This is a genomic window from Thermus scotoductus DSM 8553, from assembly GCF_000381045.1.
GTDB classification, from domain to species: Bacteria; Deinococcota; Deinococci; order Deinococcales; family Thermaceae; genus Thermus; species Thermus scotoductus.
This window is the reverse complement of the sequence record NZ_KB905770.1, coordinates 1-12,148: the sequence shown is the minus strand read 5'-3', so window position 1 is coordinate 12,148 and position 12,148 is coordinate 1. Positions and strand designations below refer to the sequence as shown.

Annotated in this window: 6 protein-coding genes; all 6 read right to left on the bottom strand. The window is 64.5% G+C overall.

The annotated features are described in order from the left end of the window. Positions 1–214: 214 nt before the first annotated feature. On the bottom strand, positions 215–3,634 hold the full coding sequence (locus F604_RS13445) for an Eco57I restriction-modification methylase domain-containing protein (RefSeq protein WP_019551599.1): 3,420 nt from the start codon (positions 3,632–3,634) through the stop codon (positions 215–217). Between the two features lie 97 nt (positions 3,635–3,731). Then, positions 3,732–6,488, bottom strand: coding sequence for a helicase-related protein (locus F604_RS0110415; RefSeq protein WP_019551598.1), 2,757 nt, complete (start codon positions 6,486–6,488; stop codon positions 3,732–3,734). Between the two features lie 7 nt (positions 6,489–6,495). Then, positions 6,496–8,112, bottom strand: a complete 1,617-nt coding sequence (gene brxL / locus F604_RS0110410) for a BREX system Lon protease-like protein BrxL (protein ID WP_019551597.1) — start codon at positions 8,110–8,112, stop codon at positions 6,496–6,498. 10 nt (positions 8,113–8,122) lie between these two features. Beyond that, positions 8,123–10,192, bottom strand: coding sequence for a hypothetical protein (locus F604_RS0110405; RefSeq protein WP_019551596.1), 2,070 nt, complete (start codon positions 10,190–10,192; stop codon positions 8,123–8,125). 3 nt (positions 10,193–10,195) lie between these two features. Further along, complete coding sequence (locus F604_RS0110400; RefSeq protein ID WP_155984178.1) at positions 10,196–11,722, bottom strand: hypothetical protein; 1,527 nt, start codon at positions 11,720–11,722, stop codon at positions 10,196–10,198. A 128-nt stretch (positions 11,723–11,850) separates the two neighbouring features. Beyond that, a partial coding sequence (locus F604_RS12190; RefSeq protein WP_019551560.1) for a transposase occupies positions 11,851–12,148 on the bottom strand: 298 nt, incomplete at its 5' end.

Below are 12,148 nucleotides of genomic sequence, written 5' to 3'. Positions count from 1 at the left end.
GGTCAGGGCTGGCTATGGAGCCGAGGGAAAGAGCGAGTCTGGGGCCGCTTGTGGTGCGGGCGGTGACCAGAGCCATCACCAGGGCGGCCAGGAAGGTGAGGCGCCTGAGGTCGGCCTTCCAGTATCGCTTCAAGGCGTTGATGAGTGGGGTAAGCTGTTCCATGGGGACCACCTCCTATGGGTACCTGCCCATCCACGTGGGCGCAGGTCCATCCTAAAGGGGTGGTCCCACGTTTTGACGTGTACTGAGGAAGGACGCAATGAAAGTACGCTCGTCGGTAGAGCGTGCGATGTCCCGCCAACCCATACTCCAGCCCCTTTCCCACCGCCAAACCACGTCCCCGTTCCTGTTCCTTTTCGTGAGCCTTTCCTCCACCTCTTCCTTGGGCACCCAGTAGCGGGGCAGGGGGAGGAAGGTGGGGTCTTCCTTCTCCCCGGGCTCCACGTCCCGGGTGTCCTCCCTCGCAAAGGTGGCGAAGCGGTGGTCGTGGTGCCAGAACATCTTGGCCTCGTAGAGGGGCAGGTAGACCTCCTCTCCCCTCACGAAGCGGTTGCCCACCAGGCGGAAGCCCTGGGCCTCCAGTTCTTTCCGGGTGAGGAAGAGCCCGGCGTCGTTGGACATGTGAAAGAGGGCCAGGAACCGCACCCCCCAGGGGTTCTCCTCCGGCAGCACCTTGGTGCCGGGGGTCAGGGGGGCGGTATAGGGCAACAGGCCGCCTTCCGGCAGGTTGGGCACCTCTTGCGCTTCCCTCCACAGCACCGGCACCCGGCGGTAAATCTTCTTGGTCAGCTCGGCGTCCTGCCGGGTGCGGAAGACGGGGCAGGTCTTGGTGTTGGGGTTCAGAAGGGCGAAGTCCTCGAGGGTGAGGGAGAAGGTACGGGTAGGGTTTTCCAGCCCCTCGGGGCGGGTGAGGAAGAAAGCCAGGCGGGCGGGCTCCCCCTTTCCTTGGCCCCGGAGAACGAAGACGGAGAACTTCATAAGGCTAACCACCCCCGGGAAAATCCTCTCCCGGTTCTCAAAGTCCAGCAGGGCGGCGAGCTTCCCGGTTTCCACAATGTGGGAAAAGAAGTGTTGGTTGAAAGCATCTGTAGCAATCCCGGTCGGCACAACAAGCCCTGAACGCCCCTTAGGAGAAATCAGTTTAGAAGCTAACTCGGCAAAGAGAGGGGCTAGGTTGAGCCTTCCGTATGAGGTAAGGGGGAATCGGCCAGAAACGTGCACAAAGTTTTTCAGAGCATCGTTATCAAAAGCTTCCTCCCGATATTTTTGGTATAAATCTGGGTCCTCCCGGGCCAGTTGAGCAATGAGCCTTTTTCGGGCGGCCATGTTGGGAGCTTCTGCAATATCGGGTCGGGTTGTGGCAAAAAACTCCCTATCGTCAAACTGGACTTGTTCCCACGGCGGGTTCCCCAGCACCACGTCAAACCCGCCCCTTTCCATCACCTCCGGGAACTCCAGCCACCAGTGGAAGAAGCGGTGGCGGGCCTTGGCGGTCTGGATGGCGGCCAGGGTGGGGGGGGAGAGGTAGGTGGAGTTTTCCCACTGGGCCAGGCTGGCGTGTCCGGCTTGCTGGGCCAGCCAGTTGAGGCCCTGGGCATCGGGGAGGCGCACGGCGGGGGCTGGGCGCAGGAAGAAGGCGGCGGTCCAGTAGTCGGCCAGGCGCTCCCACTTTTGCACGGCCTCGCTCTGGCGCCACTGGGTGTACAGGCGGCGCTTTTTCTCCACGTCCTCCACGCTTTTTTCTTCGTAGTCAAGGGGTGGGGGCGGGGGCGGGTTGTCCAGGGCCAGGGGGGTTTTGCCGGGCTTCTTGGTAAAGCTCAGGCCTTTCACCACCTCGGCCGGCACGCCCTCGCGCTTATAGGCCTCCTTGGGGATGCCCCTTTCCAAGAAGTCCCGGGGAGCCCCCACCAGGGAGTTGCCGCACTTCAGGTGGTGGTCCAGGAAGGAGAGGGGGCGGCCCTTGGCGGCGGCGGCGATCCAGACGGAAAGCTTGGCCAGCTCCACGGCCATGGGGTTCAGATCCACCCCGTAGAGGCACCGGGCGGCCACCTCGTGCCGGGCGGCGAAAAGGGCTTCCTGGGCATCCGGGCTCTCCTTGCCCACGCCCCGCACCTCCAGAAGCTTTTCCGCCAGGTATTCCAGGGCGGAGATGAGAAAGGCCCCCGAGCCCATGGCGGGGTCCACCACCTTGAGGGAAAGAAGGGCTTCTTCCCGGGCCTTGGGGTCCTCCCCCGCTTCCTGGAGCCGGGCTTCTACCACGGGCACCAGGGCCTCGCGGATGACCAGCTGGACCAGTTCCCTGGGGGTGTAGTAGCTTCCCGAGGCCTTCCGCTCCAGGAGGTGGCTTTCCAAAAGGTAGCGCCCCTCCACCAACCGGGGGGAGAGGGAAAGAATGCCCTCGTAGACGTGGCCGATCTCCTCCACCTCCAGGTCGCGGTAGTTGATGCGCTCCAGGGCCCCTTCCCGCACCACGTGGGTCAGGTGGCGGACGGCCAGGAGAAGCTGGGCGTTGCTGGGGCGGGGTAGATGGGGGTTTTCCGCCCGCTCCCCCGGGTCCAGCACCCCCCCGGTGAGGATGAGGAGGGCTTCGGGGGCGAAGAGCTCCCCGTTCAAGGAGGGAACCCCCAGGGCCTCGTCCCCCCGGTAGGCCAGCTGGAAGGTGAGGAGGAGCTTCTCCCAGAGGTCATACCGCCTCTCGTCCCCGTAGGCGGGGCCCTGGGCGGCCCGGTCCCGCAGGCGGGAAACGCTGTACTCCTTCTCGTACACCCAGGAAAGCTCCCCCTGGTGGGGAATGAGGTTGCGGCTTTCGGCGTAAAGGAGGAAGAGGAGGCGGTACACGAGCCTCAAGAGCTCCCCGTGGTAGGCTTTTAGCTTCTCCTCGTCCTTAAGCTCTTCCCGAAGGCTTTCCGTGAGAAAGGCGTTGCCCAGGACCTCGAGGGCCTCCACCACCCCTTTCCTGAGGGCTTCCCGGGCCCGGGTGCCCGTTTCCCGGGCCTCCTGGTAGTAGCGGTCCAGGGGGGTCCGGCCGTCCTTGCCCTTTCGGAAGCGGGAAGGGGAGAGGAGGAGAAAGAGAATCTGGAACTCCTTTAAGGCGGCGGGCCTGGGGGCCTCAAAGAGCTCCACCAGGTTAAAGGCCACGTACCCGGGCAGGGAAACGTGGTAGTACTTGCGAAGAAGCCGCACCTCCCAGGGGGCGGCCAGGATGCCCCAGTCCTGGGAAGGGTGGAGGTTCAGGTAGGCCTGGAGGAGGGCCTGGGGGCTTTTCTCCTTGCGGCCAGGCTTCTGGTCCAGCTCCTGGGCCACCAGGTGGAGGGGCGGGGCCTCCTCCCCCTCAAACCCCCGGTGGCTGATGGGAAAGCCCTGGTCCCCCACCTGAAGGTTCCCCCGGTTGTACACGGGGCTCCACCCCAGGGCCCGGAAAAAGGGGAGGAGCCAGGCCTCCCGGGCCCGGGAGGTGTCCGTGAGGGCAAAGAGGGGCCGGAGCCGCTCGTAGAGGCTGAAGAGGGCGTAGAAGCGCTCCTCCAAGGATTCCCGGCTCAGCCCTAGCTCCTTAAGCTTCTCGGGCTGGCCCAGGCTTTCCAGAAACTCCTCGGTGAGGAGGCCGCCGGAAACGCGGATGGCGTAGAAGCTCATAGGGCTCACCTTATAGGGATGGCTGTGGGCATGAAAACCCTCAGAGCGCGGTCAGGGGCGGTATCTGGAACCAACATAGCTTAACCACCTGCCCTCGTCAAGGGCGCCCTCCGGGAGCCAGAAGGGTAATGGCCACAAGCTCCTGGCCCAAAAGCTCCAGCTGGTCCAATCCCTGGAAGGCCTCGGGGAGAACGCCGTAGGCCCGGGCCAGGTCCCGCTTCAGGGCTTGGCGCTCCGCCCTTAGCCGCTCCAGGGCCTCCTCCGCCCGCTGGCGGCCCAGGGCCTCGAGGGGGAGGTTCAGGGCCTCCTGGGCCAGGAGGCGGGCCTGCTCCCGGCTCAAGGGCGGGGCTTCCTTGCGCCTTTTCTGCCAGAGGGCCTCGGCCTCCTCCGGCTCCAGGCGCTTCCCGTCCAGGAGCCGCACCCCCACCCTGAGGAGGGATTCCAGCACCTCCTTTTCCCCCAGGAAGCGGGCCCGGTAGTGGAGGAAGGCCACCGGGGGCGTGCCCAGGGGGGCGGGGAAGACCGAAAGGGCGGTGCGGGCCCCGTCCAGATCCCGGTAGGCCCGGAAGCGCAGGTGGGCCACCAGGTGCTCCACCAGGGGATGGGCCAGGTCCAGAACCTCCACGCCCAGAGGGGCCTCGAGGTCAAAGCTGAAGGGGCCCAGGGTGTCCCCCAGGCCGGGGACCGCTTCCCCGGTTCCTCGAAAGGCGGTGTAGGGATCCTCCCCCTCCACCCTCCAGCCCAGGTACCGCAGGCCGTCCAGCACAAAGGCCTTCAGGGTGGCGGGGCTTCCCGCCCGGGCCAGGGCCTCCTGCAGGCGGCGCTCCACGTCGGGCAGGGAAAACTCGCTGTGGCCGTAGAACCCCTCGGATACGGCCTTCTTGGCGGCCTCCACCTCCGCCTCCTCCTCTTCGCTGAAAAGCCCTGGCTGAAGACGGCGTTCCTGCCGCCAGTCCTGAAGCCAGAGGGCCTCGAGGCGCCTCCTCAGGTAGGCTTCGTCCCCGAAGAAGGCGGGCACCACTCCGAGCTCCTGCCGGATGCGCTCCGCCTTCTCCAAAAGGAGGCGGAAGACGGCCACGTCAAAGGAGCGCTCGTAGTAGAGGGTGCGGATTTTGACCACGGGCTCGGGCTGGCCGAAGCGGTCTATGCGGCCGTTCCTCTGCTCCAGGCGGTTGGGGTTCCAGGGGAGGTCGTAGTGGACCAGCTTGGCGGCATAGTGCTGGAGGTTTAGCCCCTCCGAGAAGACATCGGTGGCCACCAAGATGGCGGTGGGATGGCGGGCGAAGGCCAGAAGCTCCTCCTCCCTTTCCCTCTCGCTCATCTCCCCGTGCACCCCAAAGACGGGATGGGGGAGGGCGGCCCGCAGGCGCTCCACCAGGTACTCCAGGGTGTCCCGGTAGCGGGTGAAGACCAAGGTGCGTCCCCGGCCCAGGCGCAAAGGGTCTTGCAGGAGCTCCAGGAGGGCCTTGAGCTTGCTGTCCCCCTTCAGGGCCTTCACGTGGCGGAGGAGGACCTCGAGGTAGGCCTTCTCCGCCTGGATGCGGGCCTGGTCCGCCAAGGAGAGCTCCAGGGCCAGGTCCGCCTCCTCAGGGAGAAGGCGCTCGGGGGCGGCGTCAAAGAGGGCCGCCGCCTCCTCCCCGGTGGGTTTTTCCGCCCCCGCTAGGAGGCTTTCCAGAAGGTCCCTTCGCCTTTCCAAACTCCTCTGCAGGGCTCTAGGGGAGCTGGTGGCCCGGCGCATAAGGTGCATGGAAAGCCACCTTCCCAGGAGGGGCACCTTGGCGGGGTCCGGGTCAAAGACCTCCGCCTGGTAGCGGCGCACGGCCTCAAAGAGCTCCAGCTCCGCCCTGCTGGGCTCCACGGGCACCTCCTTGGCGTCCCTGGTGGGGAAGGGGCTTCGCTTCCCCTCCTTCTGGAACCACTCCTCCACGTCCCGCCGCCTCCTCTGCACCACGTGCTTCTTGGCCGCCTCCCGGTCCAGAACCCCCCCCTTGAAAAGGCCCAGCCGGGCGGCGTCCAGGTGCTCCAGGAGGCTATAGAAGCTTTCCGTGTAGCCGTTGTGGGGGGTGGCGGTGAGGAGGAGGAGGTGGGGCACCCTCTGGGAAAGCTCCCGCACCAGGCGGTAGCGCTCCATCTGGCCTCCCCGCTCCGTGGGAGGTCGGGCCGCCATGTGGGCCTCGTCCACCAGGAGGAGGTCCCAGTCCTGCAGGAGGACCAGGTGGCGCACCCCGTCCTGCTTGGCGTAGTCCACGCTGGCGATAACCCTATCAAAATGGGTCCAGGGATTGGCCCCTGGAGGCAGGCTCCGGGCTAGGCGCTTCAGGTTGGGGCCAGAGAGGATTTCAAAATCCAGATGGAAGAAGCGCCTCAGGGCCTCCTGCCACTGGCTGAGGAGGTGGGCGGGGGCCAGAACGAGGACCCGTCGGGCTCTGCCCCGGACCAAAAGCTCCTTGAGGACGAGCCCCGCCTCTACAGTCTTGCCCAAGCCCACGTCGTCGGCGATGAGGAGGCGCACCTTTGGCTGGCGCAGGGCCATGAGGAGGGGGACCAGCTGGTAGTTGGCGGGCACCACCCGGGAGCGCTGGAGGGCCAGGAAGGGGGCGTCGGCGTGAAGGGTGGAGAGCTCCAGGGCCCGCAAAAGGAGGTCGTGGAGCGCGGGGTCTCCGGGCTCCGCCGGCGGCAGGCCCAAGGAGGTGAGGCGGATGGCCTGGCCCTCGAGGGGGAGGTAGAAGAGGGCTTCCTCCTCCGTGTCCACCGCCCGGGCCAGGAGCAGGTCCTTCTGGCGGTGCTCCAGGCGGTAGTCCCGCCCCCGGGCCCGGAAGAGGGCCCCTGGCCTCAAAAGGTCCGCGATATCCATAGGGCAATCATATCCCTAGAAAAGCCCGGATTCGCTCCACGGGGGTGTCGGGTTCCACTTCTAGGCCTTCCCCCCCGCTTCCCTTGGGGAAGAGGCGCTTTCCCCCCCAGCGGGCAAGGCTTTGGATCATCTCCCCGTGGGGGGTGGGAACGTCCTCCGGTCCCTCGGTGGGCGGGGGAAGGCCGGCCTCCTGGAGGGCCCGAAAGAGGGGGACATAGGCCTTGTCCAGAAGGGAGAAGAGCTCCTCCCAGGTAATGCCCTCCACCGGGATAATGGGGGCCGACCCGGGCTTCGGCGGGCAAGGGCCTCGAGGGGGAAACTCCTCCCGGTTGTAGTAGCTCATCTCGCAGTAGACCCGCTCCCTGAGCTCCAGGGCCAGCTCCGTTAGCGGTTTAACCCGGCTTTCTGGCCAGTCCCGGTTGGGGTAGAGGAGCTTGAGAAGGGCGGAAACCCACTTTCGCACCGCGCGAACATCCCGTTGGGTAAGCCCTTGAGGAAGCTCCAGGTCGGGGTCAAAACTCAGGGGTCGGAGCCTCTTCAAGGCGGCGCTCAGGTAGTCCACCACGAGCCCTGGCCCTTGGTAGAGGAGATCGGGCGAGATCTTGGGAAACTCGTGGCCCGGAAGTAGTCCGTGGATGCGGTCCAAGAAGGCGGTGTCTCCCTTGAGCCCCAGCGGGAGCACCCGCGTCAGGGGAGGCTCCGGCCGGTCGGTGTTACCCAGGAAGACCAAGGAGGCCTCCGCCGTGAGCGATCGCCCGCCGCGGCTGAACTGGCCCGACTCCATGTAGTCCTTGAGGATGGAAAGGATGGATGGGTCCTCCCAGGCGGTATGAGCCACCTCGTCAAAGACCAGGACCTGGTAGGTGGGGATAAGCCCGGGCTTACGGGCGCGCAGGTCGTAGTAGAGCACGGCCGGGGAGACCTTCCCCCCAGAGATCACGTGGGCCTCGGGGGAGAGGTTACGGAGGAGGTAGGTCTTTCCGGTCTGCCTGGGGCCAAGTTCCATGAGGTGGAGGTTGGGCTCCACCAGGGGGGCAATACGGGCCAGGTAGAGGAGCTTCTGCCTGGGAGTGAGGGCTTTCGGGTTGAACCCTAAGCTAGCCAGCAGGAAGTCGGTCCACTCCTCCTCGCTGAAGGCCGCCCTTCCCCGAATGAAGGGTTCCAAGGAGACAAGACTCGCTTGGAAAGGGATAAACTGCCGAACCCTGACCCTTCCGGTCCCCGCCTCGTAGGAGAGCTCCAGGGTACCCCAAAGGCCGTAGAGCACGCCAGGGTACCGCTCGGGAAGACTGGGGTCCACGTCTGCGGTGTACTCGCCCAGACTGGGAAGCCGAGCCTGGTAGCTGGCCGTGGCCAGGTCCACCTTGACCTCGAGGCGGTCAATGAGCACGAGGCGCCCCTTGCGCAGGAGCTGGTCCTTGAGCCATTCCTGGTGCCCCGAGCCCACGTAGCGCTCCTCCAGGAGCCGGCGTACCTTGTCCAAAGCCTCAGGGCCGCCTCCCGCCCTAGCGAGCAGGTATTCCACCACAAAGCGGGGAACCCGGTGAAACTGCGCCTCCTGCAGCCATCGCTTCTCCAACACCTGTCCTGGAAAGGCTTGTAGGGCTTTTTCCGCGAAGCTCACCGTTCCTCCCTCACGTCAAAAGCTCGTCCAAAAGCGGATTCTCCCGAAGGACGACCTCCCCTTTTGGGGCTGGGGTAGGCTCCGGCTCTTCGGGCGGTCCTTGAGGCCTTTCGGGCGCGGGCCTCACGGTGTCCTCCAGCAGGTGGTCTGGGGCCAGGGGAAACACGAGGCGCAGGAGGACGCTTTCCCCAGGAAGCCAACCCTCGCGATCGTAGGCCTCTCCCCAACGTGTTCCAGGGGCCGTACCCAGGACGTAGGCGTACTGGTGATGCTCTGGCCAGTGGCGGGCCAGGACGCGGGGGGCGGCCGCCACCACCAGGGTGGACCAGAGCGCTTCGTCGGGGGTCGGGAGGTGGGCAGGGCCCATTCTAACGACGATGTGTTCGGCCGCCTCCAAGAGGCGCCCTTCCAGGCTTTGAAGGTCCCCGTCCCAGAGGGCCTCGAGGGCCCCTTCCCTCACCAAGTGCCAAGCGGTCTCCTGCAGTAGAGGGTGGCTGGGGAGAATGGCCTGGGGAATCCGCGCTACCAAGGGGTTTTCATCGGGATGTTGCAAAGCGGGGGAAAAGGCTTGGGCTAGCTCTTGGGCCAGCGTGGCCCGATGCGCCTCCTGGGATAGGGCCTTCAGGTACTCGGTAAGGAGGGCAAGACGGTGTAGAACCGCCTCGTAGTGAAAGTGGCGCTGGGTAAGTCTTTCCTCCTCTGTCCACGCCTGGGAAAGGAGCTGCCACGCCCGGTCACAAAGGGTTTTCCGGGTTTCCTCGCCCCCCTGCCCTGCCCTAGGTTTGGCCAGCCCCAAGCGAACCAAAATCTCCTGAAGCCAGGTTCTCCAGAAGGGACCCCGTGGAGGAGGGTGGTCCTCCAGCTCGCTTTTCCAGCGGCTTTCGTTCTCTTGCAATCTCTGCTTCAGTCCCGCAAGCGCATCCTCCGCTTCACGGGCCTCGGGATCGCCTCGGAGGAAAAAGGCCACGTCGCCTTCCCCAATGGCTTGGTCCACGGGCTCTAGCTCTCTCTCCAGTTCCCGGGCTTCCTCCTCCAGGTCCTCCCGACCCAGGCGGCTTCTGCGGCTCCTCAGGCGGTGCAGCCGGGCCCGCTTCTCGGCAAGACCTGCGGCCCGGTCCAGGGTCTCTAGAAGCCCCTTCCGCTCCTCCTCAGCGGCCTTACTCGCTTTTTCCAGGAGAACTAGGGTTTCCGGGAGGGCAGGAAGCCCCGCCAGGAGAGCGCGGCGCCCCAGCTCATAGGGCGTGGGAGGGTCCAGGGCGAAGAGGGCTTCCTCCCCAGCCTGGAGGGCCTTACGGGTCTCCTCATCCCGGTACGTCTCCCACCGACCGAGCAGAGTGCTCCAATCGGGGTGCTGGGTACAGCTTTGGCGCTCTGGGAGGGCGGGGGGAGGAGCGGGGGCGAAGCTTCGGGCAGGGGGTGGGGGAACAGCCGGCGCCGCGCCAATGCGCACCCTTTTCACGGCTTCCCAGAGAGGAGGCAGCAGGGCCTGAGGGTCGGGGCGCTCCAGCTCCAGCCGGGCAATGCCTAAACCCACCCAGTCCAGGCCCTTTTCCGGCTGAAGGGGCGCCTTCGAGGCCACCAGCGCTTCCACGAAGTGTTGCACCCAGACCGAAAGATGCTCCTCGCGGGGCAGGTAAAAACCGTTCCGTCCCCAGCGGGACACCGGCCAGACCCGGGTGGGTGGCTGGAAGCCGGGGTCAGGGGGGAGCGCTTTCAGGGCCTCGAGCCCCTCGGGGCTTAGGAGAAAGGCAACCAAGTGGATACGAATCTCCATACCGGCCCAAGGCCCCTGTTGGCTCTGCTCCCTTAAAGTACTCAAAAAGCTCGGAAGGCCCTCCTCTTCCGGCCTGGCCAGGACCACTAGGTTGATGGCGGGGTCCGGATCCAAACCCCCTTGCTTCAACTCCAACTGGCGGGATTGGTGGAGCAAGGCCAGGAGCCCCCGCTCCACCTCCACAGGGCCCGCCACTTCCAGCGCCAAGGCCTTGGGGCCTAGGCGCTCTATCCATAAGGGCTGGACCGCCCGCACCAGGGTTTCGGCGAGCCCAGGAAAGGGGATCAGGAGGGTGGGGCGAACCATGGGCTAAAGGAGGGAAGGGAAGTCGTCCTGGCCGACATCTGGCCGAAGGGCTTCCAACTCCTCCCTCCATTTGCGGAGGAACTCCAGCTCTTTTCGGAACACCTCCCTGTCTTCTTCGCTGAAGCTCTCGTCCTGCAACTTCCCTTCTCGCTTCTGGAGGGCTTGTGATAGGCGGTCCTTAACCTGGGAAAGGAGCTCCGGATTCCGACGCAGCTCGTCTTCCCTTTTCTCCATCTCTTTCTTCACCTGGGCCTCCAGTTCTTTGAAGGTGAAAAAGTCTTTCTGGAGAGCTTTTAGGGCCATGGCCGGGCTGGTTCCCAGGATATGGTGGCGCTCGGTGCCCTGTCTCCGATCCCGGAAACCGTATCCTGCCTCGTTGGTGAGGAGTTTCAGGGCCCGGGCCTTGGTCCAGACCTTCACCACATCCTCCTCCTTGGGTAGGGGAAAGAGGTCCTCGAGGGCTCCCTCAAAGTCCCGGTGGATATGGAAGCTGCGTTCAGAGGCCAGCTTCTCGTACTTCTCCCGATAGATGTGAACGCCCCTCAAGGCGAAGGCGGGTATGGAGGCCTCAATCTTGTAGAAGAGAACCCGGTGGGGGTCCCCGGTGGAAACCCGCTGGAGGCGCATGCGGTCGTGGAGGTTGGAGGCGAAGAGATTGAGAATCTCCTCTTCGCCCACGAAGGGGTTGTTGCGGTCCGTGGCATCAGCCACACCAAGAATGTGGACCTTCTCCTTGTAGCCCAGCCCGGGGTTGGACACCCAGGCATCCTCGTAGTCCCATGCGGGGTCAGAAATCCGATCCAACTCCCTCAAGGAGCGTTCCACCGCTTCCCAGAGTTCCCTATTATGGTCCTTTTGCTTCAAGACTCGCTGAAGCCACTCGGCTAGGGAAGTATCCGTATCACGGAACTTAAGGGTTTGCTCCAGGGCATCCTCTGGAGCGCGGAGAAGGGCCTGAAGGTCCCACTGAACTTTGGCAGCTTCGGCCCCTATCAGGCCTTGGATCTCCAAGTGCGGCGGGGGAAGGGTGAGGGTAAAAGGCTCCGAATCCCGGGAAGACCCTGCCCTTTCGGCGTTCTTGGTCCTCAACTGATCTTTGTAATTACGCACCCGCTGGATGAGGTCCTGAAGCTCCTCAAGCAAGTCTTCAAGGGTCTTTACCCACCTTTCGGAGATGTCCGCCCGGGCCTTGAGGGTGCCGAGCCGTTTCGCCTCATCGGCCAAACTGTTGACCGTTCGCTTATTAAGAACGGCCTCCTCTTTCTCCCGCCTAAAGAAGCTTTGCCTTGGGCGGGCGTTAACCCTTCTCTTTACCTTGTCAAGCCTCTCTTTCCAAGCCTCCTCTTTTTGCCGAGCCTCTTGCGATAGCGAATTGTAAAGGTTTCTTGCGGACTCTAAAAGGTCTATCAAGCCCGCTTTTAACTCCTCGAGGCCTGTTCCTTTATGCGAAAGGGCCTCCGCGGCCTCTTGAAGAACGAGGTTCCGAATGTCCTCGGGTACCCCGTATTCCTTTAGGAGGTATTCCCGCACCTTGTCCCGCAAGGATTTTAACTCTGGCTCAAGACTAGACCATGTTTCACTATCTTCTTGTCGGGAGGAGCTATCTGGCTGAGATAAAGGAAAGGCTTGCTCGGGCGCCGAGAGGGTTTTGACCTCTTCTAAGTACCCTCCCCCAAGATTTTCAACTCCACACCCCCCAGGGCCTTGAGGGCCTGAACCACCGCCTCCCTAAGCTCCTCAACCCCCCCGTAGTGCCGCCGAGGCATCAAAAACCCCTTCACCCGCCGCCACACACCCTCCATGGGGTTCAAATGGGGACTGTACCGGGGCAGGTATCCCACCGTAAGCCCCCGCTCCCTCCACGCCCCCTTCCTCCCCTCCATCCCCCGCGACCGGTGAAAGGACGCATTGTCCATGAACACCCTCAAAGGCCTGGTCAAACCTCCCGCCACCCCG

Coding starts and splice junctions, on each gene's coding strand:
- F604_RS13445 (WP_019551599.1), bottom strand. CDS start 3,634: ATGAGCTTCTACGCCATCCGCGTTTCCGGCGGCCTCCTCACCGAGGAG.
- F604_RS0110405 (WP_019551596.1), bottom strand. CDS start 10,192: ATGGTTCGCCCCACCCTCCTGATCCCCTTTCCTGGGCTCGCCGAAACC.
- F604_RS0110415 (WP_019551598.1), bottom strand. CDS start 6,488: ATGGATATCGCGGACCTTTTGAGGCCAGGGGCCCTCTTCCGGGCCCGG.